Annotated in this window: 19 protein-coding genes; 7 read left to right on the plus strand and 12 right to left on the minus strand. The window is 68.0% G+C overall.

The features are described from left to right. Positions 1 to 7 precede the first annotated feature (7 nt). The 3 genes from ACW178_RS06270 to ACW178_RS06280 form a co-directional block, all read right to left on the minus strand. On the minus strand, positions 8 to 940 hold the full coding sequence (locus tag ACW178_RS06270) for an alpha/beta hydrolase (protein ID WP_191558376.1): 933 nt from the start codon (positions 938 to 940) through the stop codon (positions 8 to 10). Continuing rightward, positions 937 to 2,457 (minus strand): MFS transporter, encoded by a 1,521-nt coding sequence (locus ACW178_RS06275; protein WP_191558375.1) that lies wholly within the window; start codon positions 2,455 to 2,457, stop codon positions 937 to 939. The genes ACW178_RS06270 and ACW178_RS06275 overlap by 4 nt, the downstream gene beginning before the upstream one ends. A gap of 169 nt (positions 2,458 to 2,626) precedes the next feature. Then, positions 2,627 to 4,687, minus strand: coding sequence for a glycoside hydrolase family 97 protein (locus tag ACW178_RS06280; protein WP_191558374.1), 2,061 nt, complete (start codon positions 4,685 to 4,687; stop codon positions 2,627 to 2,629). Positions 4,688 to 4,792: 105 nt separating this feature from the next. Between ACW178_RS06280 and ACW178_RS06285 the strand changes: the two genes are divergently transcribed. Further along, positions 4,793 to 5,806 carry a LacI family DNA-binding transcriptional regulator gene (locus tag ACW178_RS06285; protein WP_201464137.1) on the plus strand — a complete coding sequence of 338 codons (1,014 nt, stop codon included), beginning with the start codon at positions 4,793 to 4,795 and terminating at the stop codon, positions 5,804 to 5,806. Positions 5,807 to 5,811: 5 nt separating this feature from the next. Here the strand turns inward: ACW178_RS06285 and ACW178_RS06290 are convergent, their stop codons facing one another. Together ACW178_RS06290 and ACW178_RS06295 are read right to left on the minus strand one after the other, a co-directional pair. Next, positions 5,812 to 7,452 carry an alpha-amylase family glycosyl hydrolase gene (locus ACW178_RS06290; protein ID WP_287106191.1) on the minus strand — a complete coding sequence of 547 codons (1,641 nt, stop codon included), beginning with the start codon at positions 7,450 to 7,452 and terminating at the stop codon, positions 5,812 to 5,814. Then, positions 7,449 to 9,287, minus strand: coding sequence for an alpha-amylase family glycosyl hydrolase (locus ACW178_RS06295; RefSeq protein WP_287106192.1), 1,839 nt, complete (start codon positions 9,285 to 9,287; stop codon positions 7,449 to 7,451). Before ACW178_RS06295 ends, ACW178_RS06290 begins: the two co-directional genes overlap by 4 nt. A 286-nt stretch (positions 9,288 to 9,573) precedes the next feature. On the opposite strand from ACW178_RS06295, the gene ACW178_RS06300 reads away from it, so the two are divergent. Next, a complete protein-coding gene (locus tag ACW178_RS06300) occupies positions 9,574 to 12,414 on the plus strand; it encodes a TonB-dependent receptor (RefSeq protein ID WP_287106193.1) in 2,841 nt (946 codons plus the stop codon). A 195-nt stretch (positions 12,415 to 12,609) separates the two neighbouring features. Continuing rightward, positions 12,610 to 13,884, plus strand: a complete 1,275-nt coding sequence (locus ACW178_RS06305; RefSeq protein ID WP_152949655.1) for a sugar MFS transporter — start codon at positions 12,610 to 12,612, stop codon at positions 13,882 to 13,884. Between the two features lie 70 nt (positions 13,885 to 13,954). Here the strand turns inward: ACW178_RS06305 and ACW178_RS06310 are convergent, their stop codons facing one another. Then, a complete protein-coding gene (locus tag ACW178_RS06310; protein ID WP_054764934.1) occupies positions 13,955 to 14,419 on the minus strand; it encodes a TetR/AcrR family transcriptional regulator in 465 nt (154 codons plus the stop codon). Between the two features lie 274 nt (positions 14,420 to 14,693). On the opposite strand from ACW178_RS06310, the gene ACW178_RS06315 reads away from it, so the two are divergent. From ACW178_RS06315 to ACW178_RS06325, 3 genes are read left to right on the plus strand one after another with little or no spacing between them, the layout of a single operon-like run. Then, complete coding sequence (locus ACW178_RS06315; protein WP_054764935.1) at positions 14,694 to 15,902, plus strand: efflux RND transporter periplasmic adaptor subunit; 1,209 nt, start codon at positions 14,694 to 14,696, stop codon at positions 15,900 to 15,902. A gap of 3 nt (positions 15,903 to 15,905) precedes the next feature. Next, positions 15,906 to 19,172, plus strand: a complete 3,267-nt coding sequence (locus tag ACW178_RS06320; protein WP_492024977.1) for an efflux RND transporter permease subunit — start codon at positions 15,906 to 15,908, stop codon at positions 19,170 to 19,172. Continuing rightward, on the plus strand, positions 19,172 to 20,608 hold the full coding sequence (locus ACW178_RS06325; protein WP_287106195.1) for an efflux transporter outer membrane subunit: 1,437 nt from the start codon (positions 19,172 to 19,174) through the stop codon (positions 20,606 to 20,608). The genes ACW178_RS06320 and ACW178_RS06325 overlap by 1 nt, the downstream gene beginning before the upstream one ends. Before the next feature lie 904 nt (positions 20,609 to 21,512). Here ACW178_RS06325 and ACW178_RS06330 read toward each other — a convergent pair. The 4 genes from ACW178_RS06330 to ACW178_RS06345 all read right to left on the minus strand — a co-directional run bounded on the left by ACW178_RS06330 (position 21,513) and on the right by ACW178_RS06345 (position 24,173). Then, on the minus strand, positions 21,513 to 21,707 hold the full coding sequence (locus tag ACW178_RS06330; protein ID WP_182715203.1) for a hypothetical protein: 195 nt from the start codon (positions 21,705 to 21,707) through the stop codon (positions 21,513 to 21,515). Positions 21,708 to 21,922: 215 nt separating this feature from the next. Beyond that, complete coding sequence (locus tag ACW178_RS06335; protein WP_287106106.1) at positions 21,923 to 22,471, minus strand: hypothetical protein; 549 nt, start codon at positions 22,469 to 22,471, stop codon at positions 21,923 to 21,925. Between the two features lie 254 nt (positions 22,472 to 22,725). After that, positions 22,726 to 22,881, minus strand: coding sequence for a hypothetical protein (locus tag ACW178_RS06340; RefSeq protein ID WP_287106104.1), 156 nt, complete (start codon positions 22,879 to 22,881; stop codon positions 22,726 to 22,728). Next, on the minus strand, positions 22,848 to 24,173 hold the full coding sequence (locus tag ACW178_RS06345; protein WP_287106103.1) for a hypothetical protein: 1,326 nt from the start codon (positions 24,171 to 24,173) through the stop codon (positions 22,848 to 22,850). Before ACW178_RS06345 ends, ACW178_RS06340 begins: the two co-directional genes overlap by 34 nt. A gap of 344 nt (positions 24,174 to 24,517) precedes the next feature. On the opposite strand from ACW178_RS06345, the gene ACW178_RS06350 reads away from it, so the two are divergent. Further along, complete coding sequence (locus ACW178_RS06350) at positions 24,518 to 24,721, plus strand: hypothetical protein (RefSeq protein ID WP_287106102.1); 204 nt, start codon at positions 24,518 to 24,520, stop codon at positions 24,719 to 24,721. Between the two features lie 50 nt (positions 24,722 to 24,771). On the opposite strand, the gene ACW178_RS06355 is transcribed toward ACW178_RS06350, so the two are convergent. Then, the gene (locus ACW178_RS06355) at positions 24,772 to 24,948 is read right to left on the minus strand and encodes a hypothetical protein (RefSeq protein ID WP_191558372.1); all 177 of its coding nucleotides are present in this window, start codon (positions 24,946 to 24,948) and stop codon (positions 24,772 to 24,774) included. A gap of 50 nt (positions 24,949 to 24,998) precedes the next feature. Then, entirely contained in the window at positions 24,999 to 26,090 is a 1,092-nt protein-coding gene (locus tag ACW178_RS06360) for an HlyD family secretion protein (RefSeq protein ID WP_191558371.1), read from the minus strand. Between the last annotated feature and the right edge of the window lie 6 nt (positions 26,091 to 26,096).

Here is a 26,096-nt window from a genome sequence, read left to right on the forward strand (position 1 = left end):
GGGGTCCTCACGGGTTGCGCGTGGGGGCGGGGGAAAGAAGGAAGGTCAGGGGAACGTCCAGCCGCTGGTTCCACGAGGCCTCATTGTGCTGGGCGCCGGGGAAGACCAGGCTCTGGAAATCGCCGGGGCCGTAGCCGCGACGGCGGAAGACGGCGTCCACCTGGGTCTGGAAGGCGGCGTAGAACTGATCCAGGGTCTCGTCGCCCCGGTCGAAGTAGAAGCGGTTCGCGCCGGGCGCCGGCAGGCCGCGGTCGATCACCCCGGTCCAGGCGGAGACCAGCCGTTCGCGCCAGGCCTCCAGGCTTTGACCGTCCAGGCCTGTGACCCGCAGCGGCCAATGGGTCGACAGACAGGCGGCGGCGGAGAAGACGTCCGGCCGTTTCATCACCGCGTACAGTGAGATCAGCCCGCCCATGCTGGAGCCGCTGATCAGGGTGTCCTCGCGGCCGGGCAGGGTGCGGTAGGTCCGGTCCACGAAGGGTTTCAGCTCTTCGGTCAGGAAGCGGATGTAGCCGTCCGACAGGGGCGGGCCGCCATAGACGGCCTGAACATCGCCGCGCATGTCCTCGGGCAGGGCCGCGATCAGATCGGCCGGGACATATTCCCGCAGGCGAAGATCCGTGTTCCAGACGCCGACCACGATGGGGGCGCGCACCTGACCGCCGGCGATCAGCCGCGTCAGATGCTCGTCCACCCCCCATTCGCCGAAGTTGGCCGTCGAGGGATCGAACAGGTTCTGTCCGTCGTGCATGTAGAGGACGGGATAGGCCGCATCCGACGTCTCATAGCCGGGCGGCAGCCAGACGGAGACGTTCCTCGCCTTCACATGGGCCGAGCTCACGGCCTCGTGGAGGATCAGACGACCGGCCGCCGTCTGCGCCCGTGCGGCGCCGGCGAAGGGCAGGGCGGCCGCCAGGGCCAGGAGCGCGCGGCGGTTCACGCCCTTTGCTCCCGCACCCTCAGGGCGCTGAAGGCCGCCAGCAGGAAGGAGGCGGCGCCCAGCACCAGGGCCCAGATCGCCTGGCCGCTGAAGAAGTGCTTCAGAATCAGGCCCAGCACCGTGGCCGCCAGCAGTTGGGGCACGACGATGAAGATGTTGAACACGCCCATATAGACGCCCATCTTCCGCGCCGGCACAGCCGCCGACAGGATGGCGTAGGGCATGGAGACGATCGAGGCCCAGGCGAAGCCGACCCCGACCATGGGCAACCACAGCAGGCCCGGCTCGCGGATCAGGAAGACGCCGAACAGACCCGCCGCGCCGAGCGCCAGCATCAGGGCGTGGGTCGCCCTGCGGCCGATCCGCCTGGCCAGAACCGGCAGGGTGAAGGCCGCCAGGGCCGCGACCCCGTTATAGACCCCGAACAGAACCCCCACCCAGTCGGCCCCGGCTGCGTAGGCGGCCGAGGTGGTGTCGGTCGTGCCGAAATGGACGCTGGTCACGGCGGCGGTGGTGTAGATCCACAGGGCGAACAGGGCGAACCAGCTGAAGAACTGGACCACCGCCAGGTCGCGCATGGTCTGGGGCATGCGATAGACGTCGTTCAGGATCTCGGTCACGGCGTTGGCGATGCGGCGGCGCTGCATCAGGCCCACTGCGATCTGCAACAGGCCGAAGCCGACGAAGAAGCCGGCCAGGACCAGCAGCTCCTTCTCCAGATCGAAGGCGGCGATCAGCACCAGGCCGAGCCCCCCCAGAACGGCGCAGACCAGGCCCGAACCCATCCAGCCCCGCACGCTGCGGGCCGGCGGCTCAGGCGCATCGTCTGCCGGGGCGGCGCCCAGGGCTTCAAGGCGCGCGCGTTCGAAGGCGGCGAGCTGTTCGGGGCTGTATTCGCGGGTGCTCAGCACCGTCCACAGCACGGCCGTGAACAGGCCGGCGGCGCCGACGTAGAAGGCGATCTTGACCGACAGGGGCACGACGCCCGCCTCAGCCGTCGAGACCACGCCGAAGACGTTCGACAGCAGCCAGGGCAGGACCGAGGCGAAGACCGCCCCTGCGCCGATGAAGAAGCTCTGCATCGCATAGCCGGCGGTGCGCTGCTCCTCCGGCAGATTGTCGCCGACGAAGGCGCGGAACGGCTCCATGGTGATGTTGATCGAGGCGTCCATGATCCACAGCATGGCGGCGGCGAACCACAGGCCGGGGCTGTTGGGCATGGCGATCAGGGCCAGGGTGGTCAGGATCGCCCCGACCAGGAAATAGGGGCGGCGACGCCCGAACCGGGTCCAGGTCTTGTCGCTGAAATGGCCGACCAGGGGCTGGACCAACAGACCCGTCAGAGGGGCGGCGATCCAGAGGATGGCCAGGCTGTCGACCTCGGCGCCTAGGGTCTGGAAGATCCGGCTGGTGTTGGCGTTCTGCAGGCCGAAGCCGATCTGGATGCCGAAGAAGCCGACGCACATGTTCCAGATCGCCAGGCCGGACAGGCGCGGGCGGTGGGAGAGGAGGGTCATGATCTTCCCCCGCTTGCGGGGGAAGTGTCGCGTCGTGGCGCGCAGCGACACGCGTGACGATGGGGGGAGTTCAGCCTTCTGTCAGAAGACTTCCCTCTCCGACCCTGGATCGCTGCGCGATCGACGGGCCACCTCTCCCGCAAGCGGGAGAGGATCTGAAAGTCGCCCATCACCGACGCCCCCGCCCGAACGGCACGAACCGGATCGCCTGGCCGCCGCCGGGCGCGAGCGCCAGCGTCAGCGTGTCCGCCGACGTCACCTCGCGCTGCTCGATGACGATGTCCTCGCGCTTGCCGCGATAGTCGGCGTCCGGCCCGTCGCGATAGATTTCGGCCCGGTAGCGCCGGCCGGGGTCCAGGAAGTCCAGAGGCGCCGTAAGGACGCGCGGATGCTCGTCGGTGATGGCGCCCAGGGCCCAGACGTCCGACGCTCGATCCTTGCGCGCTATGGCGACATAGTCGCCCATCTCGGCCGCGAGCACGCGGGTCTCGGCCCAGTCGACCGGCACGTCCTTGATGAACTGGAAGGGGCCGGGGTTGGCCTCGTAGTTGACCAGCAGGTCGGCGGCCATCTGGATCGGGCTGTAGATGACGACATAGAGGGCCAGCTGTTTGGCCCAGGTGGTCTGGACTCCGCCGGGGCTGCGCGTCTCCATGCCGAAGATGCCGGGCGTATAGTCCATCGGGCCGGCCAGCAGGCGGGTGAAGACCAGGTTCGGCTCGTGCTCGGGCGGATTGCCCGGATTGCCCCAGGCCGAATACTCCATGCCGCGCTGACCCTCGCGGCTGATGATGTTCGGATAGGTGCGGCGCAGGCCCGTATCCTTGAACGGTTCGTGGGCGTTGATCGCCACCTTGTGCCGTGCGCCCGCCTCGACGACCTTCATATGGTGCTGGGCCATGGCCTGGCTCTCGTGCCAGGCCATCACCATCCGGCCGTCCGGCCCGGCGACGCGAGCGCCGCCTGCGTCGGCGACATAGCCGGTCTTGACCGAATGGACGCCCAGCCGCTCATACAGGGCCATGGCCGGTTCGAGCTGCTGCTCATAGTGGAAGGCGTTGCCGCCGGTTTCGTGGTGGCCGATCAGCTGGACGCCCTTGGACCGGGCGTGGGCGCAGACCGCCTCGATGTCGAAGTCGGGATAGGCTTCGGTGAAGCTGAAGTCCGAACCATTGGCGAACCATTGGCCGTCCCAGCCCTTGTTCCAGCCCTCGACCAGGACCCCGCCCAGGCCGTGCTCGGCGGCGAAGTCGATGTGTTTGATGGCGTTCTCGGTGGTGGCGCCGTGTTTGGGGCCGGAGTTCCAGCTCTTCAGATCCAGATGCATCTCCCACCAGACGCCGACGTATTTCATCGGCTTGAACCAGCTGACGTCGCCCAGCCTGTTGGGTTCGTTCAGGTTCAGGATCAGGCTGGATTCGATCAGGCCGGCGGCGCTGTCGCTGACCTGCAGGGTCCGCCAGGGGGTGTTGAACGGCGCCTGGCGCACCACGGCGGCGTTGGTCAGGCCGGGCGTCAGCTGGGCGCGGAACCTGGTTTCCTCCGACCGGCGCAGGTTCATCCCGGCGTAGTCGATGCAGGCGGCCTCGTGGATCGAGACGTGCAGGCCCGACCGTCCCTTGACTGTCATTGGCGTCTGGGCGCTGCCGACCGCGCTGATCGGGGTGCGGCTGTAGAGATATTCCTCGCGGTTCCATTCCCAGGCCGGGCACCACAGGGCCTCGCCGTCCTCGGCCAGATTGAACTCGGTGATCTCCGAACCGATGCGGACCGTCTTCAGGGCGGGCTGGTCCGGGAATTCGTAACGGAAGCCCAGGCCGTCGTCATACAGGCGAAAGACGACATCGACGCGCCGTTGCAGGCCGCCGGTCTCGGCGTAGCGGACCCGCCACTCGTTGTAATGGTTGCGGATGAAGCGGCGCTCGCCCCAGGGCTGCTCCCAGGTCTCGTCGAAGGTCACGGGCTGACCGGCCGTGATCGCCAGGCCGCGCTCGAGGGCGGGGGCGTCGGTCAGCAGGAAGCCGAGCTTGGAGGGGGCCACGACCATCCGCCCCTGACGCAGCACCGCATACATCGGCCGCCCGTCGTTATCGGTAAAGGCCTCGACCGTCAGGACGCCGCCGGGCGAACTGGCGCGGGCGTGGGTCGGCGCGGTCTGGGCGCGAACGCCCGTCGCGCCGAAGGCCAGGATAGAGGCGCCGCCGAGGGCCAGGAAGGATCTGCGCTTCATCTGTGAACTCCGTTACGCCGCCTCTTGCCAACCGCCGCGAACGGTGGCTGAAACGTTTGCAGAAAAATTTGCAGGCTCGAAAGCCTGTGCTGAGGACCCGCGACCTTGAGCCGCAAGACAACCCGACTTGAAGACATCGCGCGCCTGGCCGGCGTCTCCGTCGCCACCACCTCGCGGGCGCTGAACGACAGCCCCGCCGTCAACGACCGCACCAAACAGCTGATCTGGAAGCTGGCGAAGGAGCACGACTACCCCTTCCGCCGCTACATGCCCGCCGGTCCGATCGGGGCTCAGGGCACCATCGCCCTGGTGACGCCGCGTCCTCAAGGGCGGGAAGGCCGGATCTCGGACCCCTTCTTCCTGGAGCTTCTGGCGGGGGTGGGCGAGGCGGCGCGCGAACGCGGCTGCGACCTGCTGATGAGCCATATTTCGCCCGCCACCTATGACGAGCTGGCGGCGGCGATGAACACCAGTCGCGCGGACGGGGTGATCTTCCTGGGTCAGTCCAGCCTGCACGGCGCCTTCAACCGGCTGGCGGCGGGCGACCATCGCTTCGTGGTCTGGGGCGCCGACCTGCCGGAACAGGACTATTGCTCGATCGGCTCCGACAACTTCTCCGGCGGCCGCCGCGCGACGGCGCATCTGGCGCGGCTGGGCCGCACGCGCATCGTCTTTCTGGGCGATCTGGATCCGCCCGAGGCCATGCAGAGGCATCGCGGCTATCTGGCGGCGCTGGAGACGGCGGGTCTGTCGGTCGAGGCCGATCTGATCGTGCCGGCCCATTTCGAGGTCGAGTCCGCCGAGGCCGCCGTGGACGCCCTGGTGCGACGCGGCGTGCGGTTCGACGGGGTGGTGGCGGCGTCGGACCAGATCGCCCTGGGCGCCGTGCGGGCGCTGGAACATGCCGGCTTGACCGTGCCCGGCGACGTCTCCGTCATCGGCTTCGACAATGTGCCCTTCAGCCGCTATTCGCGCCCGGCCCTGTCCACCATCGCCCAGGACACGATGAAGGCCGGGCGGCTGATGGTGTCCAAACTGCTGGACCACGGGGGCGCGACGGCCGGTCGGTCGGAACGGGTGCCCACCGACCTGATCGTGCGCGAGACCTGTGGCGGCTGAACGGATCATGCCAGTCTGAAGACCAGGCCGGCGAGCGGAGGCAGGGCGGCGCCGTCGGCCTCGGTCCAGTTGATCGCCTCGATCCGCGTCGCGTTTTCGGGCGGGCTCCAGTCGATCCGCTCGTGACCCAGGTTGAAGACGCACAGCAGCCGCTCTTCGCCGCCGCCCCGTTCCCGGCGTTCGAACACCAGCAGGTCCGAGGTCTGGATCGGCGCCATGGCGCCGAAGCGCAGGGCCGGGTGCTGATGACGCAGCCGGATCATCCGCCGCGCGACGTGAAGGGTCGCGGCCGGGTCGGCCTCCTGCGCATCCACCGCCAGCGGCAGGTGACGGGGATCGACCGGCAGCCAGGGCTCGACGGTGGAGAAGCCGGCGTTGGCCTGATCCGCATGCCAGGGCATGGGCGTGCGGGCGCCGTCGCGGCCCAGGGTCTCGGGCCAGTTGGCGATGGCCTCGGGATCGACCAGCCGCTCGAACGGCACCTCGGCCTGGGGCAGGCCCAGCTCCTCGCCCTGATAGACGAAGACATTGCCGCGCAGGCAAACCAGCAGCATCAGGGCCATCTCGGCGAAGGCCTTGCGGTCCCGCCCTTGCGCCCAGCGCGACACGGCGCGCGGCGCGTCATGGTTGGAGAAGGTCCAGGACGGCCAGCCTTCGCCCTGCTGGTCCGGCCACATGGTCTCGCCCCGCGCGACCAGTTCGCTCTTCAGCGTGTCGGCGTACAGATACAGGAAGCCGTAGGCCGAGTGCAGGCGATCGGTCCCGGCGGTGTATTCCTTCATCTCGCGATCGGCGTGATCGCCGCCGACCTCGGCCACGGTGAACCGCCCCTCATAGCTGTCGGTCAGGGCGCGGATGCGGTTCAGGAAGCCCAGGATCTCCGGCTGGCTCTGGTTGTAGATCTTGTCCTGGAAGTCGAAGGGGCGGGTGCGCTTCTTGCCGTCGTTGATCGGCGGATTGTCGGTCAGCTTCAGGTCGTGGATGGAGAAGTTGATGGCGTCCAGCCGGAAGCCGTCGACGCCCCGGTCCAGCCAGAAGCGCGCCGCTGCGATCAGGGCGTCCTGGACCTCGGGGTTCCTGACGTTCAGCTGCGGCTGCGAGGCCAGGAAGTTGTGCATATAGTACTGGCCGCGCCGCGCGTCCCAGGTCCAGGCCGGGCCGCCGAACACCGACTGCCAGTTCGACGGCGGCGATCCGTCCGGCTTGGCGTCGGCCCAGACGTACCAATCGGCGTGCGGTCCGGTGCGCGAGGCCCGGCTGTCCAGGAACCACGGGTGCTCGTCCGAGGTGTGCGAGAAGACCTGGTCGATCACCACCTTCAGGCCCAACGCGTGGGCGCGCGCCACCAGGGCGTCGAAATCGTCCAGGGTTCCGAAGATCGGATCGACGTCGCAATAGTCGGCGACGTCATAGCCGAAGTCCTTCATCGGCGAGGTGAAGAAGGGCGACAGCCAGATGCCGTCCACCCCCAGCGAGGCGACGTGGTCCAGATGGTCGGTGATCCCCTTCAGGTCGCCGACCCCGTCGTTGTTCGCATCGGCGAAACTGCGGGGATAGATCTGGTACAGAACGGCGCCCCGCCACCATTCAGTGTGGGCGGTCGCCGGCTGGGCGGCGGTCGCGAGATCGAGGCTGTGGGCGTTCACTGGGGCGTGCTCTTGCAGATCAGATAGTCGAGAGGGGGAATGCGGACGGCGTAGCTGGCCGGCGCCGAGGCCTGGGATTCGCAGTCGCCGCGCACAGCTTGCCACCGCAGCGAACCGGGCTCCACCTCGACCTGGGCCGTGACTGCGGCGGTCGAGCTGTTCAACAGGACCAGGGTCTCGCCGCCGGACTGGTCCAGACGAGACAGGGCGAACAGGCCGGGCGCGTCGCCTGCCGCGCGGACGATCTGTCGGCCCCGGCGCAGGGCGGGATCAGCGGCGCGAATCCGGGCCATTTCGGCGATGGCCTTATAGAGGGGCGCTGTCGTGGAATAGGGCGTCTGCCGTCCGCCGATCGGCTGTTCCGCCGCATAGACCTGGGTCCGGCTGGGCCACATGTCCTGGCGCGAGTTTCCATAGCCGCCGGCCCCGGCGAAGCCCTGTTCGTCGCCGTAATAGAGGGTGGGCACGCCCCGGCTGAACATCATCAGGGCGTGGGCCAGTTTCACCCGGGCCAGGATCTCGGCCTCGTCCGCCTGCGGATTGGCCTGTTTCACGAAGAAGCCGACCCGGCCCATGTCGTGATTGCCCAGGAAGGTCGGCAGGACGGCGGCCGTCTCGGCGCCCTTCGCGTAGACGGCGTCGGCGGCGAACAGTCGGGCCAGGGCGTCGGTTCCCGTCTTGCCGGACGCGACCTCGACCGCGGTCTTCTGGAAGGGGAAGTCCAGCACGGCGGGATAGGCGTCCTCCCGGGTGAACCGCGCCGTCACCGCCGGGTCGGGGTCATAGACCTCGCCGAAGATGTGGAAGTTCGGAATGCCCTTGGCCCGCGCCCGCTCCAGCATGGCGGGGATGAAGGCCTGCCAGAATTCCGGATTCACGTGGCGGGCGGTGTCGATGCGGAAGCCGTCGATGCCGTACTTGTCGATCCAGCCGCCGAAGATGTCGATCATGCCCTGGACCACGACGGGGTCCTCGGTCAGCAGGTCGTCCAGACCGGCGAAGTCCCCGTCCAGCGAGCTTTCGCCCGCGAAGGTGCTGTCGCCCCGGTTATGATAGTGGATGGGGTCGTTCAGCCAGGCCGGGATCTTGGCGGTCTCTTCGCCCGCCGGGACATAGGGGGTGTAGGCGTAGTCGGGCCGGGTCAGGCGCGAGAAGTCCCGTCCGTCGAAGCCCGCGTTGATCGCCGCCCCGTCCACTCCGCCGCGGCGGGTGTAGGGATAGTCGGCCCGGCTGCGGTATTCGCACGGCCTGTCCGGGCATTCGCGGTAGCGGATGACGTCGGCCGTGTGGTTGGCGACGATGTCCAGATAGACCTTCATGCCCCGCGCATGGGCCGCATCGACCAGGGCCCGCATCGCCGTCTCATCGCCGAAATGGGGATCGACGGCCGTGAAGTCGGTGATCCAGTAGCCGTGGTGCGCCGCGCCGGTGTAGCCGTTGTGCATCTGCACCGGCTTGTTCTTGAACACGGGGGCCAGCCAGACGGCGGTGGCGCCCAGGCCCTGAATATAGTCCAGCCGCTGCGTCACCCCGGCGAGATCGCCGCCGTGGTAGAAGTCGGTGTCCGACGGATCGAAGCCGCTTTTCAGCCGCTCGGGGGCGTAGCCGCCGTGGTCGTTCGCGGGATCGCCGTTGGCGAACCGGTCGGGCAGCAGGAAGTAAATGACCTCGTCCTGCGGCGGACGCTGACGCAGCGCCGTCAGGGCGTCGGCTGCGGGCGACGCGGCCGGGGCCTCGGCGCGGGCCTGAAAGGGCAGGGCCGAAAGGCTCGCCATCAGAGCCGTCGCTGCGGCCAAGGCGCGGGCGCGGTTCGTCTTGCGGGGGGCAAGGCTCATCCTGTCGGTCCTCCTGTCTGGAAAGTGCAAAGCCTTCCAGATCGATTTGCAAGATTTTGCAGCCCTGGGGCCGCCTGTCAACGCGGATTGGAATGATGCAATGCAGCGAAAGCTTGGCTGCACCCCTCCGTATATCCGCGTATATCGGGCTTCCGCAGCTTTGGAGAGTGCGACGAAAATGCGTCGCCCACATTAACGGCTTGCAACCTTGTCCAAGATTTGCATATTTTTGCGAAGGCTTCGGCTGCGACATTCAGAATCGCGGCGGCCCCCAGGGAGGATGACCATGTCTCTACGTCTTAACCGGCGCGTGCGCCTGCTGTCGGGCGCTGCTGTCGGCGCCGCCGCCTTCGCCGCCGTCGGTGCGGCGCAGGCTCAAACCGCGACCACCGCCGCTCAGGCTGACCAAGCGCCGACCGAAGTCGGCGAAATCGTCGTCACCGGCATCCGCCGCTCGATCGAGGCCTCGATCTCGGCCAAGGCCAACAACACCTCGATCGTCGAAGTCATTTCGGCCGAGGACATCGGCAAGCTGCCGGACGTCTCGATCGCCGAATCCCTGGCGCGTCTGCCCGGCGTGACGATGCAGCGCCTGGACGGCCGCAGCCAGCAGATCTCCATCCGCGGCCTGGGCCCGGACTTCACCACCGCCCTGCTGAACGGCCGCGAACTGGTCACCACCGGCGACAACCGCGGCGTCGAGTTCGACCAGTTCCCGTCGGAACTGCTGGGCAGCGTCGTCGTCTACAAGACCCCGGATGCGGCCCTGCTGGGTCAGGGCTTGGCGGGCTCGGTCGATCTGCGCACCGTGCGGCCCCTGGCCTACGGCCGTCAGGCCATCGCCCTGAACTATCGGCATGAGTGGAACGACATCGGCGCCCTGAACTCGGGCACGACCGACAGCGGGGACCGCTACACCGTCTCCTACATCGACCAGTTCATGGACGGCACGCTCGGCGTCGCCTTGGGCTACGCCCACATGAGCTCGCCCTATCAGTCCGAGCGGTTCAACGCCTGGGGCTATCCGACCTATAGCGACGGCAATCTGCTGACCGGCGGCGTCAAGCCCTACGTCATGTCCTCGGAGCTGGAGCGCGACGGCTATATGGGCGTCTTGGAATGGCGCCCGAACGACCGCATCCATTCGACGATCGACGCCTTCTATTCCGAGTTCAAGAACACCCAGGTTCTGCGCGGCATCGAATTCCCGCTGGCCTGGGGCGGGTTTTCAGAAAATCCCGCGCGCAATGACACGACGCTCGGCGGCTGCCAGATCACTAGCAATGTCCCGACCCCGAACGTCTGCCGTCCCGCCCCTTCGCTGCGCCCCGGCTACACCGTGGAAGACGGCCTGATCGTCGCCGGCACCTGGGACAACATCAAGGGCGTGGTCCGCAACGACCTGAACAAGCGCGACAGCAACATCACCGCCCTGGGCTGGAACACCGAATTCGTCGCCAATGACGATTGGACCCTGGGTCTGGACCTCAGCTATTCGAAGGTCGAACGTGACGACATCATCCTGGAGACCAACGCCGGGACGGGCCGCAACATCAACGGCGCCCTGGACACCCTGGGCTTCGAACTGACCGACGACGGGGTGACCCGGTTCAACAGCCGGCTCGACTACGCCGACGCCAGCCTGATCCGCATCACCTCGGCCCAGGGCTGGGGGTCAGACGTCATTCCGGGCGGCCAGGTCGGCTATATGAACACGCCCTCGATCGAGGACGAGCTGAAGGCGGCCCGCATCACCGCCAAGCGGACTCTGAACCAGAGCCCGTTCAGCTCCATCGACTTCGGCCTGAACTATACCGAGCGCAACAAGAGCTTCGTCAACGACCAGTACTATATCGGCGTCCCCGGCGGCGGCGATCTGTTCGTGCCGTCGCAATATCTGCTGGCCCCGACCGACCTGGGCTATCTCGGCATCTCGCAGGTGCTGAGCTATGACGCCCTGGGCGTGGTCAACAGCGGCCTGCTGAGCCGGGTTCGCAATCCCAACGCCGACGTCGCCGCCGGAAACTGGGAAGTGACCGAAAAGGTCTCGACCGCCTACATCCGCGCCAACATCGACCACGAACTGTTCGGCATGCCCCTGACCGGCAATGTCGGCATGCAGTTCGTCTATACGGATCAGAGCTCCAGCGGCTTCTCGGCCCGTCAGGTGGGTCCCGGCGTGGCCGAAACGATCGCCGTCAACGGCGGTGCGGAATATCTGGAAATCCTGCCAAGCTCCAACTTCATCCTGGAGGTCGGCGACGACCTGTTCGCCCGCTTTGCGGTCTCGCGCACCCTGGCGCGTCCGCGAATGGACGACATGCGCGCCTCGCGGAACTACAGCTACAACACCAGCCTGGCCCAATCGACGGACATCAACCGTTCGCCGTGGGGCGGCGGCGGCGGCAATCCGGAACTGCGGCCCTATATCGCCGACGTCGCGGACCTGTCGTTCGAGAAGTATTTCGCCAACCGCCGAGGCTATGTCTCGCTGGCCGGCTTCTACAAACACCTCGAAACCTACGTCTATAACCGCAACCAGATCTTCGACTTCACCGGCTATCCGATCGGCGTGATCTCGCCGACCAATCCCGAGCCGGCCCTGCGGCAGGGCCTTGTCGGGGCACCGGACAACGGCGACGGCGGCTGGATCAAGGGTCTGGAGTTCTCGGTGTCGGCGCCGTTCGACATCTTCCTTCCGGCGCTTGAAGGCTTCGGGGGCGTGTTCAGCGCGTCTGCGACCGACAGCGAGGTCCAGCCCGACCCGACCCAGGCCCCGACCACCCTGCCGGGCCTGTCGGAGACGGTGGTCAACGGCACCCTCTATTATGAGCGTTACGGCTTCCAGGCGCGGGTCTCGGGTCGCTACCGGTCGGACTTCCTGGGCGAGGTCGCCGGCTTCGGCAACGGCCGCACCCTGCGGTCGGTCGCGGCGGAAACCGTGGTCGACGCCCAGATCGGCTATGAGTTCCAGTCCGGCCCGCTGGAAGGCCTGTCGATCCTGGCCCAGGTCAACAACCTGACCGACGAGCCGTTCAAGACCTTCGAAAACGGCGATGAGCGCCGGACCATCGACTATCAGAGCTACGGCCGGACCTTCGCGGTGGGCATGAACTACCGCTTCTGATTTCTCCCCTGAGCAAACTCGGGCCGCCTCGGAAACGAGGCGGCCTTTTTCTTCTGTGGGCCCACTGCGCGCCAAAGTTTGGTTACAGGCGCCCTTTTTCCGCTGGACGGCGCGTCCGCTATGGCCGAACCAAGGCGATCAGAACCGCGCGGGCACAGCGCGGCGTCTTCGTATCATCCGTAAGGGGGAATATTCATGTCCGCACCAGAGGCCGCAAGACGTCAGGGCACAGGCCTGGCCTTCGCCTATGTCACCACGCTCTTCTTCGCCTGGGGCTTCGCCACCTCGCTGATCGATCCGCTGATCGCGGCGGTGAAGCGGGTGTTCGATCTGAACAACGCCGAGGCCTTTCTGACGACCTTCGCCTGGTTCATCGCCTATGGACTGATGTCCCTGCCGGCGGCGGCGGTGCTGGGCCGGCTGGGCTACAGCCGTTCGATCATCGGCGCCCTGGTCGTCATGGTGGCGGGCTGTCTGATCGTGCCGGCCGCGACGGCCGCCGACTGGTATCCGGGCGTGCTGATCGCCCTGTTCGTCATCGCCTCGGGCGTCACCCTGCTTCAGGTCGCGGCCAATCCGCTGGTGGCTGAACTGGGCGCGCCCAAGGGCGCCTCCAGCCGTCTGAATCTGTCCCAGGCCTTCAACTCCCTGGGCACCACGGTCGGTCCGTGGCTGGGGTCGCACGTCCTGTTGACGGGCGGCGTCTTCGCCGCCGGCGCCGTGGTCACGGCCGCCACCCGCACCCAGTCGCTGCGCAGCATCGACATGGCCTTCCTGGGCATGGGCGCCTTCTTCGCCGTGGTGGCCTTCTTCATCTTCACCGCCCGCAAGAAGATCAATGCAGCGGCGCCGGCCGCCACCCAGGCGGTCTCGCCGCTGAAGGCCTTGACCTCGCCTTGGGCGATCTTCGGCGCCCTGGCCATTTTCCTCTACGTCGGTTCTGAAGTGGCCATCGGCGGCATGCTGACCAACTTCCTCGAAAGCCCCGAGACCCTGAACGCGCCGATCGAGACGGCGGGCAAGATGGTCGCCCTCTACTGGGGCGGCGCCATGGTCGGCCGCTTCATCGGCTCGCTCGTTCTGACCCAGGTCCGGCCGGGAATCGTCCTGGCGGTCTGCACCGTGACGGCGGCGGTCCTCTGCTTCGTCGTCAGCCGGATCGGCGGACCGACGGCGGCCTATGCGGCCCTGTCGATCGGCCTGTTCAACTCGATCATGTTCCCGACCATCTTCACCCTGACCCTGGAGCGGTCCACCGCCCCCACCTCGGCCACCTCGGGCCTGTTGGTCTTCGGCATCATCGGCGGCGCCCTGCTGCCCCAGGTGGCGGCGCGCATCGCCGACGCCGCCGGCGCGCTTCAGCCGGCCTTCGTCGTGCCGATGCTGGGCTATGTCGGCCTGACGATCTTCGCCGTGGCCTGCATCCGCACCAAGGCCAAGACCGAGGTGACGACCACCGTCTCGCACTGAGGCCGGTCTTCAGACACGACAAAGGGCGCGGAGAGCCATCTCCGCGCCCTTTTCAATTCCGCGCGGACGGTCAGCCGTCGATCAGGCCCTGAAGGATCGGGGCCAGGCGGTCGCGCATCTTTTCGCAGTCGGCCTGGTCGATGTTGAAACTGCCGCCGCCCAGTTCGCGGCTGACCGACATCCCCATGATGAAACCGGCCAAGAGGCGGGCGCGGACCCGGGCGTCTGGTCCGCTGATCCATTCCTCAAGCGGGCCGAAGAAGCGGGCCGTGCAGGTGTTCTGAACCATTTCAGCGGCCTTGTTCGAGCCGATGGAGCGCAGCATGATCGCCATGCCCTTCAGCTTTTCAGCCTTCTTGGGCTCGAAGACGATCTCGTGGGCGACGCGCCGGCCGAACTCGGACTTGTCGCCCGACATCAGGGTGCTGCCGTCGCTGCAGCTGTCCAGGGCCGCCAGGAACAGATCGTCCTTGGAGCCGAAATAGCGGCTGATCAGGGCCGCATCGACGCCGACGTCGCGGGCGATGTCGCGCATGCCCACATCGTCATAGCTCTCGGCCGCGAAACGGTCGCGTGCTGCTTCGAGGATGGCCGTGCGGGTGGCGGCGGCTTTCCTCGGGCGGGGGCCGGGACATAACAAGGGGGCGACACTCCAGAATGAATAACCGTAGCCTCCATATGGCTTTGTCAACGCCTGTTGACAAGCGTCACGACGCCACCCATTGAGTCACCATGCGTTGACAAGGCCGGCTCCCCACCGGTCCTCATCCGCACGACAGGGATTTACCTCCGACAGGGAGATTGCGCAGATGCGCGGGCTGAAGATTGCGGCCGTGTCCGTCATGGTGACGGGCGCGCTTTATGGATGTTCCCCCAAGGCCGAGGGCCAGGCGCCCGGCGGCGCCCCGCCGGTGACGGTGGCCACGCCTCTGCAGCAGAAGGTGGTGGACTGGGACGAGTTCACGGGACGCTTCGAAGCGATCGAGAGCGTGGATGTCCGCGCCCGCGTCGGCGGCTATATCCAGGCGGTCCATTTCCGCGACGGCCAGATGGTCCAGAAGGGCCAGCTGCTCTTCACCCTGGACCCGCGCCCCGCCCAGGCCGCCCTGGCCCAGGCCCAGGCCCAGGTCGCCCAGATGCAGTCGCAGCTGACCCTGGCCCGCGCCAATCTGGCGCGCAGCGAGACCCTGCTGGCCTCCCAGGCCGTTTCCCGGGCCGAATATGACGCCAACAAGGCGGCGGTCGATGCGGCCCAGGCCAATCTCGCGGCGGCCAACGCCGCCGTTCGCACCGCCCAGCTGAACCTGGAATACACCCGCGTCACGGCGCCGACCTCGGGCCGGGTCTCGGATCGTCGCGTCGATCCGGGCAATCTGGTTGCCGGCGGCTCCTCGGCGGGCGACGTCCTGACCACCATCGTCTCGGGCGGTCCGATCCACTTCGTCTTCGACGGTTCGGAAGCGGTGCTGTTGAAATATATGCGAGACGGCGGCGCCAGCCAGGGCTCCCCGGTTCGCATCCGCCTGCAGGACGAGAGCGGCTTCACCCGCACCGGCCGGCTGGACTTTTCGGACAACGCCCTGGACACCTCGTCCGGCGTGATCCGCATGCGCGCCATTGTGCCGAACGCCGACGGCTTCCTGCGGCCCGGCCTGTTCGGCCGCGCCCAGGTCGCCGGCGCCGGCTCCTATGACGCCCTGCTGGTGCCCGACACCGCCGTCGGCACCGATCAGGCGCGCCGCGTCGTCTCGGTCGTCAACGCCGACGGGTCGGTCACGACCAAGCCCGTCGAACTGGGTCCGATCGTCCAAGGTTTGCGCGTGATCAAGTCGGGTCTGGCCCCGACCGACCGCGTCATCATCGCCGGCCTGCAACGCGCCGCCCAGCCGGGCTCCAAGGTCACGCCCAAGACCGGCAAGATCCAACCCGTCGCCCAACAGGCGCCGGACGCCCCGGTCACCCAGGCGGCCCCGGCCTCCACCGCCTCGTTCGCCACCAGCCTTTCGACCGGCGACTAAGCCATGAACATATCCCGCTTCTTCATCGACCGGCCGATCTTCGCGGCCGTGATCGCGGTGGTGATCACCATTGTCGGCGTCTTCGCCTATCCGCTGCTGCCCCTGTCGCAGTATCCGGAGATCGCGCCGCCGACGATCACCATCAACGCCGCCTATCCCGGCGCCTCGGCCGAAACCTTGGCCGAGACCGTCGCCGCCCCCATCGAGCAGGAGGTGAACGGCGTCGAGGGCATGCTCTACATCACCTCCTCGTCCACCTCGGACGGGGCGGTGGCGATCACCGTCACCTTCCAGCCGGGCACCGATCTGGACGCCGCCCAGGTGCTCGTCCAGAACCGCGTGGCCCTGGCCGAACCGCGTCTGCCCGAGGCGGTCCGCCAAACCGGCGTGGTCGTCAACAAGGCCGAGAGCGGCTTCCTGATGATCCTGGGGCTGACCTCGCCCGACGGCTCGCTGAACAACGACTATGTCGGCAACTACGCCAACTCGACCCTGCGGGACCGCCTGCTGCGGATCGAAGGCGTGGGCGCGGTCCAGGTCTTCGGCGGCGGCAACTATTCGATGCGGGTCTGGATCGACCCGGCCAAGGCGGCCGAGCGCGGCCTGACCGGGCCGGACATCGTCGCCGCCCTGCGGGCCCAGAACGTCCAGGCCGCCGCCGGCTCCATCGGCCAGCCGCCCTTCCCGAACAGCGCCTCGGCCTTCCAACTGCCGGTCCAGGTCCAAGGCCGTCTGACCGATCCCGACCAGTTCTCCAACGTCGTTCTGAAGACCGACAGCGAGGGCCGTGTCACCTATCTGCGCGACGTGGCGCGGATCGAACTGGGGGCCCAGGACTACGGCATTCGCGGCTTCTTTGACGGCCAGCGCGGCGTCGGCCTGGCCATCGTGCAGCAGCCGGGCGCTAATGCGCTCGGCACCGCCGATCGGGTCCTGGCCGAGGTCGAGGCCGTCAAGGCCGAACTGCCGGCCGGGATGCAGGTCTCGGTGCCCTACAACCCCACCGAATTTGTCGCCGCCTCGGTTGAGTCGGTTCAGCACACCCTGATCGAGGCCGTGGTCCTGGTCGTGATCGTGGTCATGGTCTTCCTTCAGACCTGGCGCGCGGCCATCATTCCGATCGTGGCCATCCCGGTCGCCCTGGTCGGCACCTTCGCAGTGCAGCTGGCGCTCGGCTATTCGATCAACTCCCTGTCCCTGTTCGCTCTGGTTCTGGCGGTCGGCATCGTCGTCGATGACGCCATCGTCGTGGTCGAGAATGTGGAGCGGGCGATCAGCGAGGGTCTGTCGCCCAAGGAAGCCGCCTATCGATCGATGCAGGAGGTCTCGGGCGCCCTGATCGCCATCGGCCTGGTGCTGGTGTCGGTGTTCGTGCCGACCATGTTCGTGCCGGGCATTCCGGGCATCTTCTACCGCCAGTTCGCCGTGGTCATCGCCTCGGCCTCGGTCATCTCCCTGTTCGTCTCCCTGACCCTGTCGCCGGCCATGGCCGCCCTGTTGCTGAAGCCGCACGACAAGGACCACGGCCCGGTGCGCAAGCCCGGCGTCCTGGGGACCGCCGTCTATTACGTCGGCTGGGGCGGACGGAAGTTCAACGAGGGCTTCGACTGGCTGTCGGACCGCTATGGTCGTCTGACGGCGCGTCTGGTGCGCACGGTCGGCATCGTGCTGATCCTGTACGCCGGTCTGTTGGGCCTGACCGCCTGGCGTCTGGTCGACACCCCCTCGGGCTTCATTCCCGAACAGGATCAGGGCTTCCTGATCGGCGTGATTCAGCTGCCGGCCGGCGCCTCCCTGGACCGGACGGAGGCGGTGATGACCCGCGCCCGTCAGATCATCGAGGGCACCGACGGGGTCAACGGCACCGTGGCCTTCGCGGGCCTGGACGGCGCCAGCTTCTCGTTCGGATCGAACGCCGCCACCATCTTCGTGCGCCTCGATCCCTTCGAAGAACGCTCCAAGGAAGAGGCCGCCGCCGCCCTGGCCGGGGCCATCACCCAGGCCACGGGTCAGATCGAGGACGCGCAGATCTTCGTCATCGCCCCGCCGGCGGTCCAGGGTCTGGGCAACGGCAACGGCTTCAAGATGATGATCCAGGACACCTCGGGCGCCGGCTACCGCGCGCTGGAGGGGGCGACCTTCGCCATGATGGGCGCCGCCGCCCAGGCCCCGGATCAGGTCAGCCAGGTCTTCTCGACCTACAACACCGGCTCGCCCCGCATCTCGGCCGACGTCGATCGCGACAAGGCCCTGATGATGGGCGTCCAGCCCAGCGCCGTCTTCGACACACTCGGCGTCTATCTGGGCTCGTCCTACGTCAACGACTTCAACCTTCTGGGCCGCACCTATCGGGTGACCGCCCAGGCCGAGCCCCAGTACCGCGACGACATCGCCGACATCGCCAACCTGAAGACCCGCTCCTCCAGTGGGGCCATGGTGCCGATCGGGTCGGTGGCCAATCTGGTCAATGACTCCGGCCCGTCGCGCGTGGTCCGCTACAACCTGTTCCCGGCGTCCGAGCTGCAGGGCAACCCGGCCATGGGGGTCTCCTCCGGCCAGGCCCTGCAGGTCATGGAGCAGATGGCGACCAGCACCCTGCCGCAAGGCTTCACCTACGAGTGGACCGAGCTGGCCTACCAGCAGAAGGCGGCCGGTTCGGGCGCGACCATGATCTTCCTGATGGCCGTGGTCTTCGTCTTCCTGGTGCTGGCGGCCCAGTATGAAGCCTTCACGCTTCCGCTGGCGGTCATCCTGATCGTGCCCATGTGTCTGCTGGCCGCCATCATCGGTGTGAACCTGCGGGGGCTGGACAACAACATCCTGGTCCAGATCGGCCTGGTGGTTCTGATCGCGCTGGCGGCCAAGAACGCCATCCTGATCGTGGAGTTCGCCAAACAGGCCGAAGAAGAGCAGGGCATGAACCGGTTCGACGCGGCCGTGGCCGCGGCCCGGACCCGTCTGCGCCCGATCCTGATGACCTCCTTCGCCTTCATCCTCGGCGTCGTGCCGCTGATGCTGGCGAGCGGGCCCGGCGCCGAAATGCGCCAGTCGCTCGGCACGGCGGTCTTCTCCGGCATGCTGGGGGTGACCTTCTTCGGCCTGATCTTCACCCCGGTCTTCTATGTCGTCACCCGCTGGCTGTCGTCCAAACTGCCGCAGGGCAAGACGCCGACGCCCACCGGCGCCGAGACCGTCCGTTACGATCAAACTTCCAGCCTGACCGATCCTAATGCGCCGGCTCCGGCCACGGGTCGGGGAGGGGACATCTGATGACCCGCACCAAGACCCTCAGCTTCCTGACCGCCGCAGCCGCCGGCGCCCTGCTCGCCGCCTGCGCGGTCGGGCCCAAGGCGCCCGAGGCGGCTCTGCCGACCTCGGGGACCGGCGGCTTCGTCGGCGCGGCCAATCCGGCCGTGACCGCCGCGGCCCCGGCCCGCGACGACTGGTGGCGGCTGTACGACGATCCGACCCTGGACGGCCTGATCCGTCAGGCCTTCGCCGAGAACAACGAGCTGGAGGCGGCCTTCGCCAATCTGCGCGCGGTTCGAGCGTCCCTGTCCGAAGCCCGCGTCGGCCGCTTCCCCAGCACAACGACCAGCGCTCAGGCCCAGCGCAGCCGCGCCTCGGCCGCCACCGTCACCGGCCTGCCCGCCGGCGAGGACGCCCCCGAGATCGACACCTATGACGTCGGTCTGGCGGCCAGCTACGAGGTCGATCTGTTCGGACGGGTGGAATCCACCATCCGCGCCGCCCGCGCCGACGCCCGCGCGGCCGAGGCGGCTCTTGCCACGGTCCAGGTCTCGGTCGCGGCCGAGACGGCCCGCGCCTATGCCGACGTCTGCTCGGCCAACGCCCAGATCGCGGTGGCCGAACGGACGCTGGAGCTTCAGCGCAACACCGCCAACCTGACCCAAACCCTGCTCGACGGCGGGGCGGGCACCGGTCTGGACGTGGCCAGCGCCCGCGCGGCCCTGGCCCAGACGGCGGCGACCCTGCCGACCCTGCGGGCGTCGCGGAACGAGGCCCTGTTCCGCCTGGCCACCCTGACCGGCCGCACCCCGGCCGAGGCCGACCAGGCCGCCGCGGCTTGCGTCCGGCCGCCGCAACTCAGCCGGCCGATCCCGGTCGGCGACGGCGCGGCTCTCTTGGCGCGTCGTCCCGACGTGCGTCAGGCCGAGGCCAATCTGGCCGCCGCCGCCGCCCGCGTGAACGTGGCGACCGCCAACCTCTATCCGCAGATCAGCCTGGGCGGCTCCTTCGGCTCGACGGCGCTGGAGTCGAGCGAACTGGGCGACGACCAGAACTATCGCTTCAGCTTCGGTCCGCTGATCAGCTGGTCCTTCCCCAACGTCTTCGCCGCCCGCGCCCAGATCCAGGCCGCCGGCGCCCGCTCGGACGCCGCCCTGGCGACCTTCGACCAGACGGTTCTGACGGCCCTGCAGGAGACCGAGACGGCGCTCAGCAACTACGCCAACGAACTGGACCGCCGCGCCGCCCTGACCGAGGCGCGGGACCAGGCCGCCCGCGCCGCCACCCTGTCGCGTCAGCGTTTCAACGCCGGCGCCGACAGCTTCCTGGTGGTGCTGGACGCCGAACGCACCCAGGCCGCCGCCGACGCCGCCCTGGCCCAGTCCGACGCCCTGGTCACCACCTACCAGATCGCCCTGTTCCGCGCCCTCGCCGGCGGCTGGCAGGCCGAAGACTGATCGATGGCTCCGCCCTCTCGCGCAGGCGAGGGGGCGGGGCTTTCACCCCATGCCCGTCATCCTCGGGCTTGACCCGAGGACCGGAGGCCGCCGCATTGCGTCTGCGGCCCGCGCACTGCCAGATCCGCATTCGATCCAGGGGTCAAGCCCGAGGATGACGGGCTGAATGTGCTCAATCCCGCTGTCGCCTGTCCCCGCCACGTCTTTCGTCACCCCCACCCACATCGCGGCGTCAACAAACCGGGTCGCGGTGCCAGGAAGCGGACATTCCGACGGGCTGGAAAGGGTGGAAAGCGGGCCTCATCGGTGTCAACGTTTCGAGATGCGGCAAGCCCTGTTCATCGTCTCCCTGACTCTGCTGGCGAGTTGTTCGGAACCATCACCTGATCCTGACTCCGCCTCCCCGAGCGCCAGGAACGCCGTTTCATTCGATGTGGCTTACCAAGTCACTGAGGGCGTCTTCCAGGGCATGTATCTCTTTGTTGATCCGAGGTCGGGTGAAACATGGCCTGAATACAGAGACGAACGGGAAGCCGTCGCAAAGGGCGGGTTCGGCGATCCTCTGACGCCATGCAGCCGAGCATCAATCCGTTGCTACCAGACGCGGGGTGGACAACCGCTCCTGTCGTCGCTTCCACCGCCTGATTTTCTGAACGGTGAGTTTCGCTACGCCACACGCCCTCGGACCTACTGGTCATGGCCGTGCACCGAAATCAGCGCCACTTCAAAGCGCGGCGCTACGACAAGCGTGGTCTGCCCGGTCGTAGGCTTGGTGGAGTTTTCCGTCGCCGCAACAAACGACTCTCGTCAGGTTCAGCGTTTTCAACTGAGGAGCTTTAACGGCCTCTTCGCCCAACGCTGAGTGTCCGCAATCGATCGGGATCGGACTATCGGGCAAGGGCGCTCAGCGAACCTGATCAAGTGCGATCTTGATCCGGCCCAAGGTCTGCTCCGCAGTCGCCCTATCCAAGCCCATACGAGTCTCGAACTCCCATTCAGGGATTGCGTCGGGGCCGTGACAGACCTCGTTAAGCGCATTGTTGATCGCCACTAGATCATCGGCGGTCATTTCGACAGTCAGCCGGTTGTGGGAACTCATGATCGCTACCCCTTGCAGACCGAGCAGCGTGCCTTCCGCGTTGGATGTCCGCAACGGGTCGATTTGTGAAACGGGCGTCAGGCCCTGAAGCCGACATCGGCGCCGAGAGCGGACTGTCGTGCCTTAAGTCGGTCGGAATGATGGATTCCGGCACCCAGCGCTTGCCGAATCCTTACCGCCCGCACGCGAGTCACTTCTTTCCCTCAGGCCGACGCCTATCCCGCTCTCCGCGTGCAGCGGCGCTGGTGCGCAATGCCCTTGAGAAAGCCGCGGCGCACCAGGCCGGCGCGGATCGCCGCCTGAACCTCCCGATCGTGGGCCGCCGCGCCGGACAGGCGACGCACCCAGCTCCTCAGGGGGATGAAATCGGTGGCGGTGTCGCGAACCATGTCGAGGGCGGCGTTGGCGGCCTGGTCGCCTGTGCCGGTCGCCGGCGCCGGTTGGTCGACATCGGGGCCGAGGGCCTCGTCCAGGGCGTCGATCTGGGCGATGACGGCCGAGCAACGCTGCAGACCCGCCGTCGCATAGGGGGCGCGGCGCGCGGTGATCAGGATCTCGGGCACCTCCTGTCGCCGCAGGTTGAGATCGTCCAGCGGCGCCGTCGCCGCCTCGCCCACGCCCTCGCTGAACGTCTTTCCGCCCTGGGAGGCTTGATCCCGGTTTAACTGAACGCCCGACAGGCCAGGCACGGAGGCGCAGGCCCCGAGGCCGGACAGACCCAAGGCCAGGAGGGGCGGGACGACGAGGCGACGGGCGAACTTCAAAAGACCATTCCAGGCGTGACGACAGCAGACACAGCGTTCTGGTTGCAGGACAGTTCCGGCGGCCGCCTTGATCAGGCGCAAACCCAGTCTGTCGAATGGCCGTCTGAGCGGAAGGCGAGCGTCAAGAGGGCGTGACGACAACGGAGCGGATCATGCTCCATTGATACCGCTCCGCGCCGCCGGTTTTCCGAATTCTGAAAAGACGGAGCTGAGCATGGCCTCCATCTGGTCCATGTCCTTCTCCAGGCCCGGTGTCAGCTTGTCGGGAACGGCTTCCAGCTGGAAGCGCATCCTGGTGAGGGGGGGCGCAGATCGTGGGAGATCGCGCCGATCATGGCGGTGCGGTCCTCGACATAGCGTTTCAGCCGGGCCTGCATCAGGTTGAAGGCGGCGTCGGCGAAGCTGCGCAAGGGGGCGGCCAGCCTGCGGGAGAACAGCCAACCCAGGGCGCGACCAGTGTGAAGGACAGGGCGAACCACAGCATCACGCGGCTCTGCCAAGCGTTGGGGAAGCCCTCCGGCCGGGGCCGGACCACGATCCAACGGTCGCCGACCCGCTGGGCGGCGATGAAGTCTCCCTCGACATAGCCTGCCACGGCGGGAGCAAAGAGACCGCGACGCACAGCCGCCGGCGCCGATGAGGCGTCAGCCGTCGGCTCCAGATCTGCGTCTTCGGCGTCCGCCGACCCGGGGCGGCCCTGGGCGAGGGGCCGCTCGGACGCGGGGGCTTGGGCGTCGGCGCGGATCGGAGCTGGAGCCGCAGGCGAAGGTGCGGACGTGGGTTCGGACGGCGCGGCGGGCGGGCTCTTCGTCATACTCGGCCACGGGGCGTCCGAGGCGATGGAAGATGCGGAGACGGTGGTCGAGAGCCCGGCCGTCGTCATGGCGCCATAGACGGGAGCAGCGCCGCGGCGACGGGCGGCGAGGGCGGCCGCCAGGGCGCGGCCCATGCCGATGCCCCCCGGCGTCAGCGACGCCCCGTCGCCCGTCTGACCGGAGGGACGCAGCGGGTCCACGGCGGCCGGCGTCGCCAGGTTGAGACGGGAGGGCGTCGGTCGGGCCAGCCGGTTCTGAGCCCCCGTCCAGGGCGGGGTTCGCGCACCGCCCGAGGCGCGATCCACAGCCACATGCGTGGAAAAGCCGTCCGGCGTCTCGCCTCGCGGCCCTGGATTGAAGCCGTCCCGGGGGAAGGCGCCGGGCGGAAGACCTGGGCCGGGCCGGCCGAGAAAAGGCGCGGCCGGAGCGCCCATCTGACGCGCGCGGATCAGCAGGGGGGCGGCGACGTCGACCGGGAGCAAGGAGGCGACCGCGATGGTGGACGGCGCCGACCGCGAAGGCGCGGCTTGGGGCGCGGTGTGAGGCCCAGGTTGATCCGCGGGCGGGCTCTGCCTCATCGGCTGTGCGCCGGCGGGGAGCGGCACGTAGAACATCAGAATGACGTCGGAGGGATCGGCGTCCAACAGGGCGGCGAGACGGTCGCGGGGACCGACGGCGCTGAGCCAACCCGGACCTTCCGCGCGCGGGCGGTGGTAGGCGACCTGCCGCAATAGGGGGCGGGCGTCATGGGCCTGAACCGCCTGGCCGCGCATCGCCTTGGCGATGTCCTCGAGGCTGTGCTGGGCCGGGGGCTGGGGAGGGAAGGTCAAGGTCAGGACCAGTGTGGCGCCCTGGGCGGCGATTAGAACCCCCACCACCAGGAGCATGACATGGCCCGCTATAGGCATGGGAGGCAGGCGGAACCCAGCCTTCATGCGCAGAGCCGTACGATCCGGTTTCGGACTAGGTGCCATGCCCTCACCTTCAATAGGCGCTCCTCATCGACTCAAAACGAACCAATCCAACTCGACCATTGCAGGAAAGCGGGGGCTTGCGTCGCGGTTAAGGCGGGTTTGCTGCGACTCTGCAACGAAACGGCGCCGTGCTGCGGCGCTGCATGAGGCAGGGGCGAGTGCCGATTTCGATTCTCCACAAGAAGCAGTCGGCGGACGTTCCCTTTATGTTCCGTTCGTGGTCTAAAGAGGCTGTCGGCGGCGCGACGGAGGATCAGATGAACGACGGAATCCTGGCCGATATGATGGCCGAGCTGGATGCGGAGTTGGCGCGAGCCGAGGCGTCCTTGCCGCAGCATCCCGAACACACCCGCCAAACCGAGGTGATGCGCGCCCTGGTCTTGGGCCTTGGCAATTTTGAACGGATGCGGGCGCACGACGTGCATCTGCTGGCCGCGCGGCTGTCGTCGGGCCGGCCGTGAAGGGATGATCAGGCCGGAGTGATCAGTTCGGATTGATCAGTTCGGATTGATCAGGGCTGTCGCTTGAAGGTGTCGCCCACTTCGGTCGCATCCGGTCCGTCGGGCCCGGCGCTGCGGCGCTCCTGCTCACCCACCTTCTTGACGTCCGCCTCCGGCGTCAGGGCGTCCGGCTTGCCCAACGGCTCAGCGCCGTTCTTCTTGCGGCCCTCGGTCTGAATGTCATCCATGATGGTCTCCCTTGCTGATGAGGGAGCGCGGGGCGCGCAGGCGGGTTCCGTCAGCGACCGGTATCCACCCTGGCCACCACCGACATGCCGGGCGACAGGCGCTCCAGGGCCGGTTGACCGGAATCCAGCCGGATGCGGATGGGGATCCGCTGGGCGACCTTGGTGAAGTTGCCGGTGGCGTTGTCGGGGCGGATGACGCTGAACTCGCTGCCGGCGGCGGGGGCGATGCGTTCGACGCGGCCACGCAGGCTCTGACCGCCCAGAGCGTCGACAGTGATCTCGGCCGGCTGGCCGACACGGATGTCGCGCATCTGGGTCTCCTTCATATTGGCCGTGACCCAGACCACGTCGGGCACCAGGCCCATCAGCTGGGTTCCGGCGGTGACGTATTGGCCCTGGCGCACGCCGATCTCGCCCAAACGACCGGCGCGGGGGGCGATGATGCGGGTGTTGGCCAGGTCGATCTGGGCCAGGCGGACGGCGGCGCGGGCGTTCTCGACGGCGGCGGCCAGGCTGTCGCGGTTCACCACGGCCGAGGTGACGCCGGTCTGGGCCACGCCCTCGGCGGCCTGGGCCTGGGCCAGCTGGGCCTGGGCGCTGCGCAGGGCGGCGACGGCGATGTCCACATTGGCCTGGGATACCCAGCCGCCGGCCTTCAGGGTGCGGGCGCGGTCGGCGTCGGCCTGGGCCTTGGTCAGGGCGGCCTGGGCGGCGGCGATCGAGGCGCGTTGCTGGGCCACCGTGCCGCGCGCGGACGCCTGGGTCTGGGTCGAGTTGGACAGGGCCGCCTCTGCGGAGTGCAGGGCGGCCTCGGCCTGTTCCAGCTTCTGGCGGTAGGTGCGGTCGTCGACCTGGGCCAGCAACTGGCCCTGCTGGACCGTCTGGAAGTCCTGAACCGGGACGGCGGTCACATAGCCGCTGACCTGGGGGCTGATGATCGTCACCTGGCCGCGCACATAGGCGTTGTCCGTGCGCTGGATATGGCCGGTGAAGGGCGGCAGCCGCCAGGCGTAGAGAACCAGTCCGACGGCGAAGACGGCGACCACGGCCGCCACTACGGCCCAGAGGACGCGCTTGCGGGGTTCGGGCGCGGCAGGGGCGGCGGCCGGCGGCGGAGGAGCGGAGGGGGCGGTGTCGGTCATCGGGGC

The sequence above is a fragment of the Brevundimonas sp. AVps4 genome (assembly GCF_058681525.1).

What these genes read in the sequence shown, in the direction of transcription:
- ACW178_RS06330 (WP_182715203.1), bottom strand. Translation starts at nt 21,707, where the DNA reads ATGAGTTCCCACAACCGGCTGACTGTCGAAATGACCGCCGATGATCTA.
- ACW178_RS06325 (WP_287106195.1), top strand. Translation starts at nt 19,172, where the DNA reads ATGACCCGCACCAAGACCCTCAGCTTCCTGACCGCCGCAGCCGCCGGC.
- ACW178_RS06305 (WP_152949655.1), top strand. Translation starts at nt 12,610, where the DNA reads ATGTCCGCACCAGAGGCCGCAAGACGTCAGGGCACAGGCCTGGCCTTC.
- ACW178_RS06320 (WP_492024977.1), top strand. Translation starts at nt 15,906, where the DNA reads ATGAACATATCCCGCTTCTTCATCGACCGGCCGATCTTCGCGGCCGTG.
- ACW178_RS06275 (WP_191558375.1), bottom strand. Translation starts at nt 2,457, where the DNA reads ATGACCCTCCTCTCCCACCGCCCGCGCCTGTCCGGCCTGGCGATCTGG.
- ACW178_RS06300 (WP_287106193.1), top strand. Translation starts at nt 9,574, where the DNA reads ATGTCTCTACGTCTTAACCGGCGCGTGCGCCTGCTGTCGGGCGCTGCT.
- ACW178_RS06345 (WP_287106103.1), bottom strand. Translation starts at nt 24,173, where the DNA reads ATGCTCCTGGTGGTGGGGGTTCTAATCGCCGCCCAGGGCGCCACACTG.
- ACW178_RS06280 (WP_191558374.1), bottom strand. Translation starts at nt 4,687, where the DNA reads ATGAAGCGCAGATCCTTCCTGGCCCTCGGCGGCGCCTCTATCCTGGCC.
- ACW178_RS06310 (WP_054764934.1), bottom strand. Translation starts at nt 14,419, where the DNA reads ATGCGCGACATCGCCCGCGACGTCGGCGTCGATGCGGCCCTGATCAGC.
- ACW178_RS06315 (WP_054764935.1), top strand. Translation starts at nt 14,694, where the DNA reads ATGCGCGGGCTGAAGATTGCGGCCGTGTCCGTCATGGTGACGGGCGCG.
- ACW178_RS06360 (WP_191558371.1), bottom strand. Translation starts at nt 26,090, where the DNA reads ATGACCGACACCGCCCCCTCCGCTCCTCCGCCGCCGGCCGCCGCCCCT.
- ACW178_RS06295 (WP_287106192.1), bottom strand. Translation starts at nt 9,287, where the DNA reads ATGAGCCTTGCCCCCCGCAAGACGAACCGCGCCCGCGCCTTGGCCGCA.
- ACW178_RS06350 (WP_287106102.1), top strand. Translation starts at nt 24,518, where the DNA reads ATGAACGACGGAATCCTGGCCGATATGATGGCCGAGCTGGATGCGGAG.
- ACW178_RS06355 (WP_191558372.1), bottom strand. Translation starts at nt 24,948, where the DNA reads ATGGATGACATTCAGACCGAGGGCCGCAAGAAGAACGGCGCTGAGCCG.